Source organism: Micrococcus sp. Mcc89 (assembly GCF_024519795.1).
Taxonomy (GTDB): domain Bacteria; phylum Actinomycetota; class Actinomycetes; order Actinomycetales; family Micrococcaceae; genus Micrococcus; species Micrococcus luteus.
The window spans coordinates 74415-95074 of sequence record NZ_JALJRI010000030.1; the positions used below are offsets into that span (position 1 = coordinate 74415).

The following is a 20660-nucleotide window of genomic DNA, read 5'->3' on the forward strand; positions in this document are numbered from 1 at the left end:
TCCCGGCGGACGCGCGGGGGACCTCTCGGCGTCCGCCTCGTCTGGGAGACTGACGCCATGCGCTTCCTCACCGACCCGGCCGTCGACCTGACGTACAACGACGTCTTCCTCGTGCCCTCGCACTCGGACGTCGCCAGTCGCATGGACGTGGACATCGCCCCGGATGACGGCACGGGCGCCACCATCCCCCTGGTCTCCGCCAACATGACCGCCGTCACCGGGCGCCGGATGGTCGAGACCATGGCCCGGCGCGGCGGTCTCGGGATCCTGCCGCAGGACATCCCCGCGGACGTCATCCGGGACGTCGTGCGTCGGGTGAAGGGGGCCCACCCCGTGGCGGACACCGCCCTGACCGTCGGGCCGCAGGACACGGTGCTGGACCTGCTCCATCTCATGGACCGCCGCAACCACGGGGTCGTCTGCGTGGTGGACGCGCGCGGCGGGCTGCTCGGCGTGGTCCGCCCCCAGGACTGCGAGGGCGTGGACCGCTTCGCCTCGGCCGCCTCCGTCATGCACCCTCCGGCGGTGACCCTCACGCTCGCCGAGCTCGGCGGCACGGACGGGGCCCCGAGCAAGGACGGGCTGCGGGCGGCCTTCGAGCGCCTGCACGCCGCGCGCCAGGAGATGGCCCCCGTCGTGGACCCGGCGGTGGGTGCCGCCGCCCCCGTGCTGCGCGGGGTCGTCACCGCGGCGGGCCTGCTGCGCTCGTCCCTGTTCACGCCCGGTCTCGACGACGGCGGACGGCTCCGGGTCGGCGCCGCCGTCGGCATCAACGGGGCGGTGGGGGAGAAGGCCGCCGCCCTGGTCGAGGCCGGCGTCGACGTGCTCGTCGTGGACACCGCGCACGGTCATCAGCGGACCATGCTGGACGCGCTCGCCGCCGTGCGGGCCCTCGACCCCGGCGTGCCCGTGGTGGCCGGCAACGTCGTCTCCGGCGACGGCGTCCGGGACCTGGTCGCGGCCGGCGCGGACATCGTCAAGGTGGGCGTGGGACCGGGCGCGATGTGCACCACGCGCATGCAGACCGCGGTGGGCCGGCCCCAGTTCTCGGCGGTCCTGGAGTGCGCCGCCGCGGCCCGCGAGCTCGGGGCACGCGTGTGGGCGGACGGCGGGGTGAAGCACCCGCGGGACGTGGCGCTCGCGCTGGCCGCCGGAGCCAGCTCGGTGATGATCGGCTCGTGGTTCGCGGGGACGCTCGAGTCTCCGGGCGACCTCGTGCACGGTCCGGACGGTCGGCGGTACAAGGAGAGCTTCGGCATGGCCTCGGCCCGCGCGGTCCAGCACCGCACCCGCCACGAGGACGCCTTCACCAAGGCCCGCAAGGCGATGTTCGAGGAGGGCATCTCCTCCTCGCGCATGTACGTGGACCCGCGCCGCCCCTCGGTGGAGGACCTGCTGGACACCATCACGTCCGGTGTGCGCTCGTCGCTGACCTACGCCGGCGCCCACGACCTGGCGGAGTTCCGTGAGCGCGCCGTCGTCGGCCTGCAGTCCGCGGCGGGCTACGAGGAGGGCCGGCCGGTCGCCTCGTCGTGGTGAGGCGGCCGCATGCCCCTGCTCGTTCCGCCGGGGCCTGACGCCCCTATACTGGGCGGACTATGGATCACCCTGACACCTGTGTGCCAGACCGCTCGTCCGCCCACGCGGACGCGGCCGGATCGGAGCCTTCCAGTCCCGGTGCCCCGCACCGCCGCCCGGCCCGCCGTCGAGGGGGTGAGGTCGGGTGGAGTGGCTCCTGCTGATCCTCGGCCTGGCCCTGATCGTGGGCACCGGGTTCTTCGTGGCCGTCGAGTTCGCCATGATCGCGATCGACGTGCCCACCGTGCAGCGCATGGTGGACGCGGGTGACCGCGGCGCCGAGCCCCTGCTGCGCTGCCTCAAGTCGCTCTCGACCCAGCTCTCCGCGTGCCAGCTGGGCATCACTCTGACCACACTGCTCACCGGCTACGTGATGGACCCGGCGATCAGCCGGCTCATCGACCCGCTGCTGCTCCAGGTGGGGCTGCCGGCCGGCGTGGTGGGCACCGTCTCGCTCGTCGTCGCGATGGTCGTGGCGACCCTGCTCTCGATGCTCCTCGGCGAGCTGATCCCCAAGAACATGTCCATCGCCGAGCCCATGGCGATCGGCCGCGCACTCGCCCGTCCCCAGCTCGTGTTCAGCACCGTGTTCAAGCCGGCGATCCTGGTCCTGAACGGGTTCTCCAACGGCGTGCTGGCCCGCGTGGGCATCGAGGCCAAGGAGGAGATCTCCGGTGCCCGCAGCCCCGAGGAGCTCTCCTCGCTGGTCCGCCGCTCGGCCCAGCTGGGCACGCTCGACGCGCAGACCGCCACGTTCCTGGACCGGACGCTGCGCTTCGCGGACCGCACCGCCGCGGACGTGATGACCCCGCGCATCCGCGTGGAGACGGTGAGGGAGGACCAGGCTCTGCCCGAGGTCCTGGACCTGGCCCGCAGCACCGGCTACTCGCGGTTCCCCGTGATCGGCGACTCCTCGGACGACATCCGCGGCGTGGTGCACGTGAAGAAGGTCGTGGCCGTGCCGCGGGAGCGCCGCGCCGACCTCGAGGCCGGTGCACTGATGACGGAGGTCATCCGCGTGCCGGAGACCGTGCACCTGGACCAGCTGCTGGCCGAGCTGCGCGACGCGAACCTGCAGATGGCCGTCGTCGTGGACGAGTACGGGGGCACCGCAGGGGTGGTCACGCTCGAGGACGTGGTGGAGGAGATCGTCGGCGAGGTCGCGGACGAGCACGACCGCGTCACCCCGGGGGTCCTCCAGACGGCCTCCGGCCGCTGGTACTTCCCGGCGGAGCTGCGGCCCGACGAGGTGCGGACCCAGATCCCGGCCCTCGTGGTGCCGGAGGACGGGGCCTACGAGACCGTCGGCGGGTACATCCTGGCCCGACTGGGGCGCCTGGCGGAGGTCGGGGACGTGGTGGACGTGGACGGCGGCACCCTGACGGTCGAGCGGATGGACGGCCGCCGCATCGAGCGCGTGCGCTTCGACCCGGCCGCTGAGGACGAGGAGACGCGCGCATGAACGGGGACGTCGTCGGACTGCTGTGGCTGGTGGTCCTGTTGGCCGCCAACGCCTTCTTCGTGGCGGGCGAGTTCGCCGTCATGGGCGCCCGCCGGGCGCAGATCGAGCCGCGGGCCGAGGCCGGCTCCCGCCAGGCCCAGGTGGCGCTCTACGCGATGGAGCACGTCTCCCAGATGCTGGCCGTCTGCCAGCTCGGCATCACGGTGTGCTCCCTGCTCATCCTCAACGTGTCCGAGCCGGCGCTGCACCACCTGCTCGTCGTCCCGATGGCCGCCCTCGGGGTCCCGTCCGCGGCGGCGGACGTGACCGCCTTCGTGCTCGCGCTGCTGGTGGTCACCTTCCTGCACGTGACCCTGGGCGAGATGGTGCCCAAGAACGCCGCCGTCTCGTTCGCGGACCGCGCCGTGATGCTGCTGGCCCAGCCGCTCGTGTGGCTCTCGAAGCTGCTGCATCCCGTCGTGGCCGCGCTGAACTGGACGGCCAACCTCGTGCTGCACGCCCTGCGCATCGAGCCGAAGGACGAGGTGGCCTCCTCCTACACGCTCGAGGAGGTGCAGTCGATCGTGGCCGAGTCCACCCGCTCGGGCACCCTGGAGGACGAGTCCGGCGTGCTGCACTCGGCCCTCGAGTTCTCGGACCACCGGGCCGGGGACGTGATGGTGCCGCTCGAGCGGGTCGTCACCGTCCCCGAGGGGATCACGCCGCACGACTTCGAGTGGACCGTGGGCCGCGTGGGCTTCTCCCGGTTCGTGGTCGAGGACCCCGACGGCGGCTACACCGGCTACCTGCACCTGAAGGACGTCCTCACCGTGGGCCCGTCGGGACACGACGAGCCGATCCCGCTCACGCGCGTGCGCTCGCTGGCCAACGTGCGGCTCGAGGACGAGGTCGAGGACGCACTCGCGCTCATGCAGCGCACGGGCTCCCACCTCGCCCGGGTCATCACGCCCGAGGGCGAGACCGCGGGCATCCTCTTCCTCGAGGACGTGCTCGAGGAGCTCGTCGGGGAGATCAACGACGTGACGCAGTCGCCACGTCGGTTCCGGCCCGCGTGAGCGTCGCGCGGGCGGCGCGGTGCTACTGTTGAGAACCGATTTCACACATCCTCCCGACACGAACGAGGTCGCCCCATGCTCCGCCGCCGTCGTCTGCCCGCCCTGACCGGGGCCCTCACCGCGCTCACCCTGAGCCTCGCCGCGTGCGGCGGGACCAGCGGCGACTCCGCGGGCGAGCAGGCCGCGGGCGCCTCTGCTGCCGCCGGGTCCGGCTCGGCCGCGGGCGCGCCCGTGGCCGTCGCCACGACGACGCAGCTCGGCTCCGTGCTCGACCGCGTGGTCGCGTGCGCCGACGCCCGCAGCGTCACGGTGATGGGCCCGGGGGATGATCCGCACGACTTCTCCGCCTCGTCCGCGCAGGTGAAGGACATGGTCTCCTCCGGCCTCGTGTTCTCCAACGGCCTCGGCCTCGAGGGCGGCATGGAGTCCGCCCTCGCCAACGCCGAGGCGGACGGCGCGACCGTCGTCGAGGTGGCGCCCCAGCTGGATCCGCTGCCCTTCGGCGGCCATGACCACGCCGAGGAGGGGGCGGGCCACGAGGGCCATGACCACGGGTCCGAGGACCCGCACGTCTGGATGGACGTCGCCCGCATGGCGAGGGCCGCCGAGCTGATGGGCGACACGCTCGCCCAGGAGCGGGGTGACGAGAGGTTCGCCGAGTGCGGCGCGACCGTGCGCGGGGAGCTCGAGCAGACGGACACGCAGGTCCGGGAGATCCTCGCCGGGGTCCCGGAGGACCGCCGCACGCTGGTCACGGACCACGACGCCTACGGCTACTTCAGCGAGGCCTACGACTTCACCGTGTCCGGCGTCGTCGTCCCGGGCGGCTCCACCGACGGCGAGCCCTCCTCCCAGGAGATCGCCGAGCTCGCCCGGTCCATCCGCGACGGCGGCGCAGACGCCGTGATCACGTCCGTGGGCGCGCGCAACAGCCTCGTGGACACCGTGGCCGAGGAGGCCGGCGACCTGCCGGTCATCGAGGTCTACGAGGGCGGCGTCGGCCCGAAGGACACCCCGGAGGCGGACTACGCCGAGGCCATGCTCCTCAACGCCCGCACCCTCGCCGACGCGCTGGAGGGCTGAGGATGGACTGGCTGCTCGAGCCCTTCCAGATGGGATTCCAGCAGCGCGCCCTCGTCGGCGGACTCATCGCCGTGGTGATGTGCTCGGTCGTGGGCACGTGGCTGGTGCTGCGCGGGATGAGCTTCTTCGGGGACGCGTTCGTGCACGGTGTCCTGCCGGGCATCGCCCTGGCGGTCGTCACCGGTGGCAGCCCCCACCTCGGTGCGGCGGTGGCCGCCGTCGTCATGATGGCGGGCATCTCGCTGGTGCACCGGGCCACCACCCTCAAGGAGGACACCGCCATCGGCCTGCTCTTCGTGGGGATGATGGCCCTGGGCGTGGTGATCATCTCCAAGTCGGACTCCTACACGGGATCGCTCACGTCGATCCTGTTCGGCGATGTGCTGGGGGTCAGCGTGGACGGCATCGTGACCCAGGCGGTCATCGCCGTCGTGGTGATCGCCCTGGCCCTGCTGCTCTACCGGCCCCTGCTGGCACTGAGCTTCTCCGAGGTCAAGGCGCGCTCGCTGGGCATGCGACCGGGGCTGACGCACACGCTGCTGCTGGTGATGATCGGCGCGGCCGTGATCGGTTCGTTCCAGGCGGTGGGCACGGTGCTCGTGTTCGGCCTCCTCGTGGGACCGCCCGCGACGGCGGCGCTGCTGACGCGCAGCGTGCCCCAGATGATGCTCGTCTCCGTCGTGATCGGCGCGGCGTGCGTCGTCACCGGGCTCACCCTCAGCTACCGGCTGGGCACGGCGGGTTCGGCCACCATGGCGCTCATGCCGATCCTGCTGTTCTTCGTGGTGCTCGCCGTCCGCGCCGCCGTGCTGGCGCTCCTGGGCCGGCACGTGCGCTCGCGCGCGCAGCGTGAGCAGGAGGCGCCGGTCGTGGCCCTGCCCGGAGCGGAGGCCCCCCGATGAACGCGTCCTTCCCCGCGGGCGCCGCGGCGACCACGCCTCCCCTCGCGGTCGCCCGGGCGCTCGAACTGCGCCACGGCTCGCACGTGGCCGTCCGACCCTCCGACTTCACCCTGCCGGCCCGGCGGCTGATCGCGGTGATCGGGCCCAACGGCTCCGGCAAGTCCACGCTGCTGACCGCCCTGGCGGGCCTGAGCGACCCGGCCTCCGGTGCGCTGGAGGTGCTCGGTGAGGACCCGCGGCGGCGCTCGCAGCGCACCTCCTTCGTGATGCAGTCCATCGGCGTGCCCCAGGGCGTGCCGGTGACGGTGCGCGACGTCGTCGGGATGGGCCGATACCCCACGCTCGGATGGTTCCGTCGGTTCCGGAGGGAGGACCGGGACATCGTGCGGGCCGCCATGGAGCGCATGCAGGTCGCGGACCTGGCACGGCGGCACCTCGACCAGCTCTCCGGCGGCCAGCGCCAGCGCGCCTACGTGGCCCAGGGCCTCGCCCAGGACCACGACGTGCTGCTGCTGGACGAGCCGATGACGGGCCTCGACATCGTCTCCGCCCGCACGATCGACGACCTCCTCCACGAGGAGCCGACGCGCGGGGTGTCCGTGGTCTACACGACCCACGATCTCGACGAGGCCGCGGAGGCGGACCACGTGGTCCTGATGGGCGGGCGAGTCGTGGCCTCCGGCCCGCCGCGGGACGTGCTCACGGTCGAGAACCTGGACATCGCGTACGGCCGGGGCGCCCTGCACGGGCCCTCCACGGCGGTCGAGGACGCGGCGGACTTCCTGGACGACCCCGCGGGCGGCCGCCGCCACTGACCGGGGCCCGGCCCATGGTCATGGTCAGGCCCCGCGGGTGCGCCCCTCGGTCCGGCAGCGGGCGCAGACACCGGTGATCTCCACCGTGTGGTCCGCGTCCGTGAAGCCGTGCTCCGCGGCGACGGCGGTGGCCCACGCCTCGACGTGGGGGGCGGTGACCTCGACGGTGGTCCAGCAGATCCGGCACACCAGGTGGTGATGGTGGCCCTCGTCCTCGCACCGGCGGTACACGGTCTCGCCGTCGTCGCGGCGGAGCATGTCCACGAGGCCGTCGTCGAGCTGCTGCTGCAGGGTCCGGTACACGGTGGCCAGCGAGACGCGTTCGCCCTGGTCCTGGAGGCGGGCATGGAGCTCCTGCGCGCTCACGAAGTCCGGGATGCGGTCCAGGGCTCGGTCGACGGCGGCCTTCTGCCGGGTCGCCCGGGGACGGGCGGCACGGGGGCTGGGCTCGGGGGCGCTCACGGTGCTCACGACTCCTTCTGCGGCGGCTGCCGCCTCCTCCGCGCGGTCCGGAACAGGTCCGCGCGGGCCATCCTCCAGGTTATCAGCGACGCCGAAGGGGGCGTGGAGTAGGGTGTCCGGGTGCACAGCGAGAGCCCGGACCCATCCCCTGTCCCGGACCGCGACGGTGCCGCCCCCGATCGACCCGACCCGCTGATCGTCGTCGACGAGGGGCAGGGCCGCGTCGTCCCGGCGCCCACGGCGGCCCCGTCCTCGTCCCATGACGCCGGCGGCGACCCGGACGCGGACACCGACGGCGTCGACCCCGAGGCCGCCGAGCCGCCCACCCTGGTGACGGTGGACGTGCTGGCCGGCTGGCTCGGCCTGGCCCCCGTCGAGGACCTGCCGCCGGTGCCCGAGGGCCCGGCCTACGCCCAGCCGGGCCGATGCCGCCCGAACCGGGTGATCCTGCTCGACGTCCGGTTCCGGGCCACGGCGGGCGGGCCCGACCACGCCGCCTATCTCCAGGGCCATCTGCCGGGCGCCGTCTACGTCTCCCTGCCCAGCCAGCTCGCCGGCCACGCCGGTCCGGCGGCGGGGCGTCACCCCCTGCCGGACGCGCGCCAGTTCGCGGAGACCGTGCGGATGTGGGGGATCGACGAGGGCGACACCATCGTGGTCTACGACGACGACCACGGCCTGTCCGCCGCGCGCGCCTGGTGGCTGCTGCGCCACGTGGGGCTGCGGGACTCCATGCTCCTGGACGGCGGCCTCGAGGCGTGGCGCGCCGCGGGCCTGCCCCTGCAGCCCGGCGAGGTCATCCCGGTGCCCGGCACCGCCCGGCCGTCGTGGGGCCGCATGCCCGTCGTGGACACGGCCGGCGCCGAGGCGATGGCCTCCGGCGGTCTGCTCCTCGACGCGCGGGCGGCCGAGCGGTACCGCGGGGAGGTCGAGCCCTTCGACCCCGTGGCCGGGCACATCCCCGGGGCGCGGAACGTGCCCACGGCGGAGAGCATCGCCGAGGACGGCCGCCTGCGGCCCGCCGCGGAGCTGGCGGAGCGGTTCGACGCCGTCGGCGTGGACGACGCCACTCCCGTGGCCGTGTACTGCGGCTCGGGCATCACCGCGGCGCACGCCGTGCTCACCCTGGCCGTCGCGGGGCGACCCGGAGTGGCGCTCTACCCGGGTTCGTGGTCAGCATGGGTCCAGGACCCGTCCAACGCCGTCGCGGTCGGCCCCGAGCCCGACGGCGCGTCCGGCCGGGACTGACGAGCCCCGGGGCCCCGCCCCGCCGACCCCCAGGAGGACCCCCCATGGCCACCGTCTTCAGCAGGATCATCGCCGGCGAGCTGCCCGCCCGCTTCGTGTGGCAGGACCAGACGTGCGTCGCGTTCCTGTCCGCCGCGCCGCTCCAGCCGGGGCACGCGCTCGTGGTGCCCCGTGCGGAGGTGGACGAATGGGTGGAGGTCGACCCGGCGCTGGTCACGCACCTGACGGCGGTCGCCCAGCAGATCGGCAAGGCGCAGGTGGCGGCGTTCTCCGCCCGCCGGGCCGGGCTCATGATCGCCGGCTATGAGATCCCGCACCTGCACGTGCACGTGTGGCCCTCCACCTCGCTGGCCGACTTCGACCTGGCCCGCGTGGACAACGCCCCCGATCCGGCGGACCTGGACGACGCCGCCGCCCGCCTCCGCGCGGCCCTGCGGGACCTGGGCCACGGCGAGGTCGTCCCGCAGGACTGACGGCCCGCGCCGCCCGGGCCCGGCTCAGGCGCGCGTGGCCCGGGCGAGCGCCTGACGCACCCGCTTCTCGGAGACCGAGACCGCCGTGCCCAGCTCCTGGGCGAAGAACGAGACGCGCAGCTCCTCGATGAGCCAGCGCACCCGCTCCAGCTCCGCGGGGACGGGCGTGCCCGCGAACCGGGCGCGATGGGCCGCGACGGCGGCGTCGAACTCGTCCTCGAGCCCCTGCACCACCGCCATGTGCTGCCCGTCGCGCTGCAGGTGGCCCCCGGCGTCCAGCCGGTCCAGGCGCGTCAGCATGCCCTGCAGGTAGCGCGGCAGGTGCTGCAGCCGCTCCCAGCCCGTGGCGGCCACGAAGCCGGGGAACACGAGCTGCTCGAGGTGTGCCTTCACGTCCGACAGCGCCGGTGCGAGGGCGAGCGAGACCGAGTCCTTGAGCCGGCGTCGCACCTGCGCGGCCCGGGAGAGCACCTGCTCCACCAGGGACGTGACGGCGAAGACCGTGTCGATCAGGTCGGCCCGCACCCGGTCGAACAGGGCGCGGAACGCGGCCTCGTCGAACGGCAGCTCGTCCCCGACGAGACGGTCCACGGCGGCCTGGGTGCAGTCCGCGACGAGGGAGTCCACCGAGCCGTGCGGGTTCTGGGTGAAGGTGAGCTTCTCCCTGTTGTCCAGGTGGTCCAGCACGTAGCGCTGTGGGCTGGGCAGGGTGGCCAGCAGCAGCCGGATCACCCCGGCCCGGTGCCAGGCCGCCTGGTCCTCCGCGGACCGGGCCACGGTCAGGCCGGCCGCGGGGCCGCCGTCGGGCGTGGTCTCGGGCACCAGGCTCGGGTAGCCCGTGATGGCGGGGCCGCGCGCCCCGGCCGCGGTGGAGACGGTCTTCGGCACCGTGCCGATGCTCCACGAGGTCAGCCCGTGCCGCTCCTCGAAGGCCGGCGTCGCGCCGGACCGCCCGGGGCCCTCCGGGCGACGGCGTCCCTCGGCCCCGGCCCGCGCGTCGGCCTGGGCACGGCCGCCGCGGCCCTTGCCGCGCGGCCCCGGCCGGGCCGAGGCGGGGTCGTCGGTGCCGGCGAGCCGGGCGGCGATCGCGGAGCGGTTGGCCTGCGCGAGCCGGGCCTGCAGCGCGGGCAGGTCCTGGCCGGCGCCCATCACGGCGCCGCGGGCGTCCACGACGCGGTAGTCCATCCGCAGGTGCAGGGGCACCGCGTCCGGGGCCCACAGTCCGGGCTCCACCACCACGCCGCGCACCCGGCGCACGGCCGCGGACAGCGCGTCCGGCAGCTCGTCCCGCAGCGGGTCGGCGTGGGCCTCGAGGTCCGCGACGAGCTGCTGGGCCACGTCCGGGGCGGGCACGAGGTTCTTGCGCACGGCCTTGGGCAACGCCTTGATGAGGGCGGTGACGAGCTCGACCCGCAGGCCGGGGACCAGCCACGCGAAGGGGCCGGGGGAGACCTGGTTGAGCAGCAGGATCGGCACGGCCACGGTCACGCCGTCGGTGCCGGCCGCGCCGGTCGGGTCGTACGTGTACTCGAGGTCGAGCTCCACGTCGCCGCCGGGCATCGGATACGCGAACGTGGTGGGGAACGCGTCGGTGTCCAGGTCCTCGGCGTCGGCGGTGAGCAGGGCGGCGACGTCGAGGTCCAGCAGGTCCGGCTGATCCTGGCGCGCCTTCTTCCACCACGCGTCGAAGTGCCGCTCGGAGACGACGTTTCCCGGGATCCGCGCGTCGTAGAAGGCGAACAGGTCCTCGTCCCCGATCCGCAGGTCGCGGCGGCGCAGGCGCGTCTCGAGGGCGTCGACCTCCTCGAGCGCAGCCCGGTTGCGGGCGAAGAACCGGTGACGCGTGCGCCAGTCGCCCTCCACGAGGGCGTGCCGGATGAACAGCTCGCGGGAGAGCTCCGGGTCGATCCGGCCGTACCGGACCGAGCGGTCCGGGATCAGGGTGACGCCGAACAGCGTCACCTTCTCGCGCGCGACGACGGAGCCCGCCCGCCGCGACCAGTGCGGCTCGTTGTAGGCCCGCTTGACGAGGTGACCGGCGACCTCCTCGGCCCACTCCGGCTCGATCCGGGCCACCGTGCGGGCCCACAGCCGCGAGGTCTCCACGAGCTCGGCGGCCATGACGAACGGGTGGCGCTTCTTGAACAGGGCGGAGCCGGGGAACACGGCGAAACGGGTGCCGCGGGCGCCCGCGTACTCGCGACGGCGCTCGTCGTAGGCGCCGATCTGCGAGAGCAGGCCCGTGAGCAGGGACTTGTGCACGGCCTCGTGCCGGCCCACCGGGTCCACGGGTCCGGCCTCGACGGTGAGGCCCACGTCCTTGGCGAGCTGGCGCAGCTGGCGCACCAGGTCCTGCCACTCCTGCACGCGCAGCCAGTTGATGTGCTCACGGCGGCACAGCTTGCGGAACTGGGAGCCGGAGAGCTCCTTCTGCCGCTCGTGCAGGTAGGCCCAGAGGTTCAGGATCGCGGAGAAGTCCGAGTTCTCGTCCGCGAACCGGCGGTGCAGCTCGTCCGCGGCCTCGCGCTGCTCCGTGGGGCGCTCGCGGGGGTCCTGGATGGTCAGGGCCGCGGCGATCACCATGACCTCCCGGACGCAGCCGCGTTCACCGGCCTCGAGGATCATGCGGCCCAGCCGCGGGTCAACGGGCAGACGGGCCAGGCGGCGTCCGACCCGGGTGATGGTGCCGGCGCGGGCGCCGCCGGCCTCGAGCGCGCCGAGCTCGGTGAGCGTGGTGGCGCCGTCGGTGACCTGTCGGCCGTCCGGGGGCTGGACGAAGGGGAACTCCTTGACGTCGCCCGGGGTGCGGGCCACACCGAGGGACAGCATCTGCAGGATCACCGAGGCCAGGGAGGTGCGCAGGATCTCCGGGTCCGTGAACTCGGGGCGGGAGAGGTAGTCCTCCTCCGAGTACAGGCGGATCGCGATGCCGTCCGAGGTGCGGCCGGACCGGCCCGCGCGCTGGTTCGCGCTGGCCTGGGAGACACGCTCGATCGGCAGGCGCTGCACCTTGGTGCGGTGCGAGTACCGCGAGATGCGCGCGGTGCCCGTGTCGATCACGTACTTGATGCCCGGCACGGTCAGGGAGGTCTCGGCGACGTTCGTGGCCAGCACGATCCGCCGGCGCACCCCGGCTCCGGCGCGGCCGAACACGCGGTGCTGCTCCGCCATGGACAGGCGGCCGAACAGCGGCAGGATCTCCGTGCCGGCCAGGCGCGTGGTGCCGGCGACGACGCCGGTCAGGTGGTCCGCGGCCTCGCGGATCTCCCGCTCGCCCGGCAGGAACACGAGGATGTCACCCGGCGGCTCGGCGGCCAGCTCGAGGACGGCGTCGCCGATCGCGTCGAGGGGGTCGCGGGTCTCGGCGGCGTCGTCCGCATCGTCCTCGGGGTCGTCGGGGGAGGGCTCGTCGGTCAGCGGCCGGTAGCGGATCTCGACGGGGTAGGTGCGCCCCGAGACCTCGATGATCGGCACCGGGACCACGCGGCCGCCGTCGTCGGCCTCCACCGCGTCCGCATGGTCCTCGCCCGCGGCCAGCGGCCGGCCGAAGTGCCGGGCGAAGCGCTCCGGGTCGATGGTGGCCGAGGTGATGATCACCTTCAGGTCCGGGCGCTGGGGCAGCAGGTTGCGCAGGTAGCCCAGGAGGAAGTCGATGTTGAGGCTGCGCTCGTGGGCCTCGTCCACGATGATCACGGAGTAGCGGCGCAGCTGCGGGTCGTGGGGGATCTCGGCCAGCAGGATGCCGTCCGTCATGACCTTGACCCGGGTGGCCTTCGAGGTCTGCGCCGTGAAGCGGACCTGGTAGCCGACCGTCTGCCCGATCTCCTCGCCCAGCTCCTGCGCGATGCGTTCGGCCACGGAGCGGGCGGCGATGCGCCGGGGCTGGGTGTGGCCGATCGAGCCGGCCTCCCCGAGCCCGAGGGCCAGGCACATCTTCGGCAGCTGCGTGGTCTTGCCCGAGCCGGTCTCGCCCGCGACGATCACCACCTGGTGGTCGCGGATCGCGGCCATGATCTCCTCACGGCGCTCCGCCACCGGCAGGTGTTCGGGGAACGTGATCGCGACGGCGTCGTGGGGCGTCGCGGACGGCTGCGCGGCGGGCGTGGAGGGCGGGGGAGTCTGCGTCATGACGGCCTCCATCCTAGGCGCGCGGGGGCCCGGGCCGACCCGGACGGGGCGAATCTGGGACGGACCTGGGACTGGGGCTGAGAGTCCGGATGTGATTCTCTGGAGCCCATGGACACGAACACCGTCTTCCTGTTGGCGGCGATCGGCCTCTATTTCCTCGCGATGATCGCGATCGGCCTGTACGCCTCCCGCAAGAACACCGACCTCGACGACTACATGCTCGCAGGACGCGACATGAAGCCGTCCGTCGCGGCGCTCTCCGCGGGTGCGTCCGACATGTCCGGCTGGCTCCTGATGGGCCTGCCCGGCGCGATCTACGCCGCGGGCCTGGTCGAGGGCTGGATGGCGGTCGGCCTGACCGTGGGCGCGTGGGTGAACTGGCGCGTGGTCGCCCCCCGCCTGCGCTCCTACACCGAGGTGGCCGGGAACTCGATCACGATCCCGTCCTTCCTCGAGAACCGATTCAAGGACCGCACGCACATCCTGCGGATCGTGGCCGGCCTGATCATCCTCGTGTTCTTCACCTTCTACGTGTCCTCGGGCATGGTGGCCGGCGGCAAGTTCGTCGAGTCCACCTTCGGCCCCGACTCCTTCTACGCCCAGGGCATCAGCATCAACTACCTCACCGGCATGCTCGTGGTCGCGGGCATCACGGTGCTCTACACCCTGTTCGGCGGCTTCCTCGGCGCCTCGCTGACGGACGTGGCCCAGGGCATCCTCATGTTCCTCTCCCTGCTGGCCGTCCCCATCGTCGTGATCCTGACCATGGGCGGCTGGGACGCCGTCGTCGAGGGCATCCGCGCCGCCGACGCCGCCGGCGGCGGAGTGAACCACTTCTCGATGTTCGAGAACGCAACGCTGATCGGCGTCCTGTCCTCCCTCGCCTGGGGCCTGGGCTACTTCGGCCAGCCGCACATCATCGTCCGCTTCATGGCCCTGCGCACCCCGCACGACGCGGCCGTCGCCCGGCGCGTCGGCATCGGCTGGATGGCGCTGTCGGTGTTCGGCGCCGTGATGGTGGCCCTCGTGGGCATCGCCTACTTCCAGGCCAACCCCGGCACCACGCTCGAGGACCCGGAGACCGTGTTCCTGGTGCTTGCCTCGATCATGTTCCACCCGTTCGTGGCCGGCCTGGTGCTGGCCGCCGTCCTCGCCGCGATCATGTCCACGCTCTCCTCGCAGCTGATCGTGTGCTCCTCCGCCCTGGTGGAGGACCTCTACATGCTGCGCGGGCGCACCGGGTCCTCGACGTTCACCCTGTGGCTCGGCCGCATCGGCGTGCTGGTGGTGGCGCTCGTGGCGGGTCTGCTCGCCCTCAACCCGGACTCCTCCGTGCTCGAGCTCGTCTCCTTCGCGTGGGCCGGCTTCGGCGCCGCCTTCGGCCCCGTGATCCTGCTCGCCCTGTACTGGCCGCGGTTCACCTCGTGGGGGGCGATGGCCGCCATGGTCACCGGCGCCGCCGTCGCCTGGGCGTGGTCGGAGGCCAGTGCCGAGACGTGGGAGTGGTTCGGCCTGTACGAGCTGCTGCCGGGCTTCGTCGCCGCCCTCGTGGTGGGTGTGGTGGTGTCCCTCGTGACCCAGCGCTCGCGCCGTGTGCAGCGGCGGATCGACGCCGAGTTCACCGGCGCGATCGACATCGTGGCCGGCCGTGAGCCGCACCCGGACGTGGCCCCGGCCGCCATGACGCGGGACGCCGCCGGGGGCTCGACCGCAGCCGCCGCGGATCCGCGCGCGCAGGCGTGAGGCTCTTCCTCGCGATCCGTCCGCCGAGGGCCGTGCTCGACCACCTCGAGCCGGCCTTCGACGGCGTCCGGGACCGGGCCGGACGCGCGCTGTGCTGGACCGAGCCGGAGCAGCGGCACCTGACGCTGGCGTTCCACCCGGAGGTGCCCGCCGGCGCCGTGGACGACGTCGTCGCCGTCGCCGGCCGCATCGCGGCGGGACATGGCCCGCTGGACCTGCACCTGGCCGGAGCGGGGGAGTTCTCGCACCGCACGCTCTGGGTGGGGGTGGGTGGGCAGGTCCGGGAGCTCGGCGCGCTCCTGGCGGAGCCCTGGCTCGCCGACGACGACGGCCGGGACCGCCGGCGCGCCCACCTCACCGTGGCGCCGGTCTCGGGGGCCGCGCTCCGACCTCGGGGTCGGAGGCGGGGCGAGCCCCGTCCGCCGGCGCCGGCCACCGTCCTGCTGGCCGAGGCCGTGCGCGCGCTCGCCGTGTACCGCGGGCCGGAGTGGACCGCCGACGAGGTCGAGGTCGTGGCGTCCCGGCTCGGCGAGGGCCGGTCCGGCGGGCCGCTGCACGAGGTGCTGGCGACCGTCCCGCTGCGCGGCTGAGGGGCCGACGGGGCGGCCGGAGCGGGAGACCCGCCCGGCCGACCCGGCCCCGGGTCAGCCCTCCAGGGGGCCCTGCACCGCGTACAGGCGCTTGTTGGCGAACTCGTCCACGGCCATGGGGCCGAGCTCGCGGCCGAAGCCCGAGCGCTTCACGCCGCCGAAGGGCAGGTTCGCGCCGGCGGCGGAGGCGAGGTTCACGTTCGCCATCCCCACCTCGAGCTGGTCGGCCACGCGCTTGGCCTCGTCCAGGTCCGTGGAGAACACGGCGCCGCCGAGACCGTACTGGGAGTCGTTGGCCAGCGCCACGGCCTCCTCGGCCGAGGACACCTTGTAGACCACGGCGGCCATGCCGAACAGCTCCTGCGTGTAGGCGGGGTTCTCCTGGTCCACGTCCGTGATCACGGCCGGGGAGACGTAGAAGCCCTCGCCCTCCGGGCCGGAGACGCGCTCGCCGCCCACGTGGACGGTGGCGCCGGCCTCCTTGGCCGCGGCGATCTGCTCGGTGAGCCCGTCGGCCGCGGACTCGGAGGACAGCGGGCCGTAGACGTCGGCGTCGCGCGAGGTCGGGTCGCCGGGCTTCATCGCCGAGGAGCGCTGGACCAGCTCATCCACGAAGTCGTCGTAGAGGTCCTCCATGACGATCATGCGCTTGTTCGAGTTGCAGGCCTGGCCCCAGTTGCCCATCCGGGTGGCCAGTGCGTCGCGGGCGGCCGCGCGGGCGTCCGGCGCGGAGAGCACGATGTACGGATCGGAGCCGCCGAGCTCGAGGACGACCTTCTTGAGGTGCCGGCCGGCCTGCTCGGCGACGGCGGCGCCGGCCCGCTCCGAACCGGTGAGGGACACGCCCTGCACGCGCGGATCGGCGATGATCGTGGAGATCTGGTCGTGGGTGGCGAACAGGTTCTGGTACACGCCCTCCGGCAGGCCGGCCTCGGTGAAGAGCTCTTCCAGCAGCTGCGCCACCTGCGGGTTGATCTCGGCGTGCTTGAGCAGGATGGTGTTGCCGAGCACGAGGTTCGGCGCCACGAAACGGGCCACCTGGTACACCGGGAAGTTCCACGGCATGATCCCCAGCAGCGGGCCGATCGGCAGCCGCTGGACGAACGCCTCCTGCCCGGAGAACTGCTTGATCGGCTGGTCCGCGAGCAGCTCCTCGGCCTCGTCCGCGTAGTACCCGAAGATCTGGGCGCTGTAGCGCACCTCGCCGACCGCCGCGCCGAGGGACTTGCCCATCTCCGTGGTGATCAGCGCGGCGATGTCCTTGGAGCGCTCGGCCAGCAGCTCGGAGATCCGCTTCACGACGGCGGCGCGCTCGGCCACCGACTTCCGGGACCACTGCTCGTACGCGGCCTGCGAGGCGTCGAGGGCGTCGGCGATCTGCTGATCCGTGGCGTTGTCGAAGGACTTCAGCAGCTCCCCGGTGGCCGGGTTGATCGTGCGGTAGCCCTGAGAGGCGGAGGTGGTGGTCATCAGTCGTCACCCTTTCGTGTGGACGTCCTGCGTTGAGCTCCCCATCCTGCCGGAGGCCCCCGCTCACTCCCAGATCCCGGACGCCCCTCTTCGCCACGAGCCGAGAAGGTGGGTGTCCACGACCCCGGCGGCCTCCATCAGGGCGAAGCACGTGGTCGGCCCCACGAATCGGCAGCCGTGCGCCTTCAGCGCCCTCGCGAGCGCGCGCGACTCCTCCGAGGCCGAGGGGACCTGCGCCACCGTCTCCGGCCGTGGGGTCGCGGCAGGCTGGTGCGCCCAGACCAGCCCCGCCAGACCGCGGGCCGGCCGGTCGCCGTCGCCGTGCCAGGCGGGGCCCGCGCCGGGGGAGCCCGGGTGCAGCGGGGTGAACCGCTCGCCGCGCATCCCGACGACGGCCTGCGCGTTCGCGATCGCCGCCTCGATCTTGCGCCGGTTCCGGATGATGCCGGGGTCCGCCAGCAGCGCCTCGACCTCCGCGTCCCCGAACGCCGCGACGGCGTCCGCGTCGAAGCCCGCGAACACCTCCCGGAACCGGGGCCGCTTGGCCAGGACGGTCCGCCAGCTCAGGCCCGACTGGAACGCCTCGAGGACGAGGCGCTCGAACAGGCCCCGCTCGTCCGTGACGGGCAGGCCCCACTCCGTGTCGTAGTACTCCCGCAGCAGCGGATCCCGTGCCGCCCACGGCGGGCGGGCCCGCCCGTCCTCACCCACGACGACGCCACTCGGCGGCGCCTGTCGCCCGTCGGCCGGTGGATCCTCGGCGAGGGTGGAGACGGGGGCGGGGAGGCCGTCGTCGGCGTGGTGCGCGCTCATGCATCCGAGCCTAGGAGCGGCCCCGGACATCCGGAACCGGAACGCGACGCCCGGGGACGCCACGCCGTCTGCGGACACCTGTGCAGGAGGCACGGCCGGACCTCGTCACTCGAGCCGCCCGGCCCGCAGCCGCCACGTGTGGTCGCACCGGGCCGCCACGGCGGGGTCGTGCGTGACGACCACGATCGCCCGCTCCGGCTGGGACATGGAGCGGAAGAGCCCCATCACCTCGTCGGTGCGCTCCTCGTCCAGGGCGCCCGTCGGCTCGTCGGCGAGCAGCAGGGAGGGCCCCATGATCACGGCCCGGGCGATGGCCACGCGCTGGCGCTCGCCGCCGGAGAGCCGGCCGACGGGGTGGTGGAGACGGTCTCCGAGCCCGAGGCGCGTCAGAAGCTCGGCGGCCATGGTGCGGCGCTCCCGCTTCGAGGTGCGCGGCCGCGCGTAGAGCAGCGGCAGGGCCGCGTTGTCCACGGCGGTCGCCCGATCGATGAGCAGATGGTCCTGGAGCACGATGCCGCACGTCCGGTTCCGGTAGGCGTCGCCGTCGGACGACCACGGTGCCGGCAGGCTCCGCCCGGCCACACGGATGCTCCCGGCGTCCGGTGTGTCAAGGCAGGCGAGGAGCCGCAGCAGGGTCGACTTGCCGGACCCGGAGGGTCCCATGATCGCGTGGACGCCGCCCCCGGGGACCTGGAGCGAGACGCCGCGGAGCACGGGGACATCCCCGGCGGGGCCGCGGTAGGAGCGGTGTACGTCGTGCACGGTGAGCAGGGACATCACACGGTCCTTTCGACGAGTGCCGCCGTGCGGACGGCCCGGTGCAGCTGGCGGAGGGGATGACGGGTGCACGCAGCGGCGATCGCCAAGACGACCGCCAGCCCGACCACGACGACGGCAGGCGCCGGACGCAGTCCGCCCGCTTCCGAGGCGATGCCGAGGCCGAGCAACGATCCGAGCACGGCCGGAATGCCCCATACCGCGGCCACGGATGTGGCGATCCGGAGCCGGATCAGTCGTCTGGGCGCCCCGACCGTCAGGTGCGCCAGCCACGTGGGCGTGAGTCGACGGGTCATGGTCGTCAGGAGGCTCACCACCGTCACGACGGCGCTGGCAAGCCCGGCGGTGTAGGCGGTGACCATGAGCGCGGCACCGCGGGCTTCTCGGGCGATCGGAGACCTGGCCGAGGCGATCGGGGCCAACTCGGCGACCACGCCCGTCTCGTCCTCGAGGACGTCGAGTACCGCTCTCACCTCGGAGGCCGCGTCCTGGCATGCCACGACGGAACCGTAGACCGCCGCGAGCTGGGCCGGTTCGATCAGGCCGGCCATGGTCGTCGTGCTGGTGACGATGACGGGCGACTCACCCAGGGGCCAGAGGGATCCGTCGGCCCGCGGCGCGGCCGCGTCCCCGGGGAGTGGGCCGGCATAGCTGTGGGGTGTGGACCCCACGTACACGGTGCCGCCCGGTGCCCCGGAGGTGATCGCGGCGGGAGCGAAGTACACACCCTCGGCGGGACTGACGGCAGCAGCGGCGCCGAACTCCCGGGCCAGACCAGGCGTGGCGATGACCGCCCCCTGCAGCCGGGGGTCCTCGATTCCGATGGCGTCCGTCACGAGGAAGGCACGGGGGTCGACTCCGTCGACATGGGCGGCGAACGCCCGGGAGACGGTGTCGACGGCGCGGGGGTGGAGGTCGGTCGTGACGGCGGGGTCCAGGATCCTGGTTGCCACCAGGCCCGACGACTCGGCGTCCTCGAGCACCTCGAGCGCCGTGGTCACTCCGCCGGCGACGCCCAGGGCCAGTCCGAACACGACCGACGCCACGGTCGTGTGCAGCAGGGACAGGAACAGCAGTCCGGGCGTGTCGAACAGGTCGCGGAGGCCGTCCGCAACGGCCCGCATGGCTGCCGTCATGCGTGTGCCCTTCGGACCCAGAGGGTGGACAGGGTCGTGCCGAGGATGAGGATGGCGTCCACGACGAGCACGGCGGACCAGAGGAGAGCGGTGTCGCCGGTGAGACCGATCTCCGCGTCCCACCGGGGCCATGCCACGAGCCAGACTCCGCCGGCACTCGCGGCGGCGGTCGTCCAGGCGACCATGGCGGGCCGGACACCGAGCCGGGCCGCTCGCAGTGGGGAGGCACCGACGAGGCGGTGCGAGGTGACGGCAGGGAGCAGTCGACTGCGCAGGGTCGTGCGCCAGACGACCTGTGCGCCCAGCAGGGCGAAGCCGGCGATCACGGCGAGCAGGGGCACATGGACACTGCGTCGCATCGCTGCCTCCCACGGCGGCGGGAGCGGGACGACGTCGACGACGACACCGGCCCGCCGCAGCGATTGGACGAGCTCGTCGACCTGGGCCGGTGAGCCGCCGATCACGCCGGCAAGGGACGAACTGTCGGTGGAGAGGAACGGGACCAGGAGGTCTGCTTCGGTGGCGCGATCCGGCGCGGAGGAGAGGTCTCGGACGACGACCCGATCGACGTCCGGCCAGCTCAGTTCGCCCGCAGCGGCACGTGCGGCAAAGGGGGAGGTGCTGGGGACGACCGCGGTCGGGGCGACGCCATCCGGGAGCACGTCCAGAGCAGGTCGGCCGGCGAGGGCAGTCACGTGGGGGCTCGTGGACGTGGCCGCAGAGCCGGAGTCCGGTCCCGTCAGCGACGTCCGGATCATGGGCCAGGCCTCGCCAGCGGGGAATGCCGAGATCTCGTACACCGTGCCGTCCATGCGCCAGCGTTCCTCCTTCTCCACCCCGACGTAGGACGCGAGGAGCGCTGCTGTTCCGAGCGTGATCAGGAGAAGGAGGAATCTCGAGACGAGCATCCGGGTCATCACGGCTG

17 protein-coding genes are annotated in these 20660 nt (G+C 73.4%); 10 read left to right on the plus strand and 7 right to left on the minus strand.

Annotated elements, in window-relative coordinates:
• Positions 1–57 precede the first annotated feature (57 nt).
• The 6 genes from NR072_RS04350 (at position 58) to NR072_RS04375 (ending at position 6895) form a co-directional block, all read left to right on the plus strand.
• Positions 58–1539, plus strand: a complete 1482-nt coding sequence (locus tag NR072_RS04350) for a GuaB1 family IMP dehydrogenase-related protein (RefSeq protein WP_256836299.1) — start codon at positions 58–60, stop codon at positions 1537–1539.
• A 184-nt stretch (positions 1540–1723) separates the two neighbouring features.
• A complete protein-coding gene (locus NR072_RS04355; protein ID WP_041104315.1) occupies positions 1724–3040 on the plus strand; it encodes a hemolysin family protein in 1317 nt (438 codons plus the stop codon).
• Positions 3037–4095 (plus strand): hemolysin family protein, encoded by a 1059-nt coding sequence (locus NR072_RS04360; protein WP_041104317.1) that lies wholly within the window; start codon positions 3037–3039, stop codon positions 4093–4095. Before NR072_RS04355 ends, NR072_RS04360 begins: the two co-directional genes overlap by 4 nt.
• Positions 4096–4170: 75 nt before the next feature.
• Positions 4171–5178 carry a metal ABC transporter substrate-binding protein gene (locus NR072_RS04365; RefSeq protein WP_041104319.1) on the plus strand — a complete coding sequence of 336 codons (1008 nt, stop codon included), beginning with the start codon at positions 4171–4173 and terminating at the stop codon, positions 5176–5178.
• 2 nt (positions 5179–5180) lie between these two features.
• Entirely contained in the window at positions 5181–6080 is a 900-nt protein-coding gene (locus NR072_RS04370; RefSeq protein WP_041104321.1) for a metal ABC transporter permease, read from the plus strand.
• Positions 6077–6895, plus strand: a complete 819-nt coding sequence (locus NR072_RS04375) for a metal ABC transporter ATP-binding protein (RefSeq protein WP_217564673.1) — start codon at positions 6077–6079, stop codon at positions 6893–6895. The genes NR072_RS04370 and NR072_RS04375 overlap by 4 nt, the downstream gene beginning before the upstream one ends.
• A 24-nt stretch (positions 6896–6919) precedes the next feature.
• Here NR072_RS04375 and NR072_RS04380 read toward each other — a convergent pair whose 3' ends face one another.
• Positions 6920–7366 carry a Fur family transcriptional regulator gene (locus tag NR072_RS04380; protein WP_041104325.1) on the minus strand — a complete coding sequence of 149 codons (447 nt, stop codon included), beginning with the start codon at positions 7364–7366 and terminating at the stop codon, positions 6920–6922.
• Between the two features lie 111 nt (positions 7367–7477).
• Between NR072_RS04380 and NR072_RS04385 the strand changes: the two genes are divergently transcribed.
• Together NR072_RS04385 and NR072_RS04390 are read left to right on the plus strand one after the other, a co-directional pair.
• The gene (locus NR072_RS04385; protein WP_256836301.1) at positions 7478–8605 is read left to right on the plus strand and encodes a sulfurtransferase; all 1128 of its coding nucleotides are present in this window, start codon (positions 7478–7480) and stop codon (positions 8603–8605) included.
• Positions 8606–8649: 44 nt separating this feature from the next.
• A complete protein-coding gene (locus NR072_RS04390; RefSeq protein ID WP_256836303.1) occupies positions 8650–9078 on the plus strand; it encodes an HIT family protein in 429 nt (142 codons plus the stop codon).
• 24 nt (positions 9079–9102) lie between these two features.
• Here the strand turns inward: NR072_RS04390 and hrpA are convergent, their stop codons facing one another.
• Entirely contained in the window at positions 9103–13206 is a 4104-nt protein-coding gene (gene hrpA / locus NR072_RS04395) for an ATP-dependent RNA helicase HrpA (protein ID WP_256836305.1), read from the minus strand.
• A 108-nt stretch (positions 13207–13314) separates the two neighbouring features.
• On the opposite strand from hrpA, the gene putP reads away from it, so the two are divergent.
• Positions 13315–14949 carry a sodium/proline symporter PutP gene (gene putP / locus NR072_RS04400; protein ID WP_020625160.1) on the plus strand — a complete coding sequence of 545 codons (1635 nt, stop codon included), beginning with the start codon at positions 13315–13317 and terminating at the stop codon, positions 14947–14949.
• Between the two features lie 32 nt (positions 14950–14981).
• Complete coding sequence (locus NR072_RS04405) at positions 14982–15539, plus strand: 2'-5' RNA ligase family protein (RefSeq protein WP_233490693.1); 558 nt, start codon at positions 14982–14984, stop codon at positions 15537–15539.
• A 54-nt stretch (positions 15540–15593) separates the two neighbouring features.
• Here the strand turns inward: NR072_RS04405 and NR072_RS04410 are convergent, their stop codons facing one another.
• From NR072_RS04410 to NR072_RS04430, 5 genes are all read right to left on the minus strand, one after another.
• Positions 15594–17009, minus strand: a complete 1416-nt coding sequence (locus NR072_RS04410) for an NAD-dependent succinate-semialdehyde dehydrogenase (protein WP_101965575.1) — start codon at positions 17007–17009, stop codon at positions 15594–15596.
• Between the two features lie 63 nt (positions 17010–17072).
• Positions 17073–17822 carry a DNA-3-methyladenine glycosylase I gene (locus NR072_RS04415; RefSeq protein ID WP_020624982.1) on the minus strand — a complete coding sequence of 250 codons (750 nt, stop codon included), beginning with the start codon at positions 17820–17822 and terminating at the stop codon, positions 17073–17075.
• Between the two features lie 105 nt (positions 17823–17927).
• On the minus strand, positions 17928–18599 hold the full coding sequence (locus NR072_RS04420) for an ABC transporter ATP-binding protein (RefSeq protein WP_101965573.1): 672 nt from the start codon (positions 18597–18599) through the stop codon (positions 17928–17930).
• The gene (locus NR072_RS04425) at positions 18599–19735 is read right to left on the minus strand and encodes a hypothetical protein (RefSeq protein WP_233490692.1); all 1137 of its coding nucleotides are present in this window, start codon (positions 19733–19735) and stop codon (positions 18599–18601) included. Before NR072_RS04425 ends, NR072_RS04420 begins: the two co-directional genes overlap by 1 nt.
• Positions 19732–20652 (minus strand): hypothetical protein, encoded by a 921-nt coding sequence (locus NR072_RS04430; protein WP_049147226.1) that lies wholly within the window; start codon positions 20650–20652, stop codon positions 19732–19734. Before NR072_RS04430 ends, NR072_RS04425 begins: the two co-directional genes overlap by 4 nt.
• Positions 20653–20660: the final 8 nt, after the last annotated feature.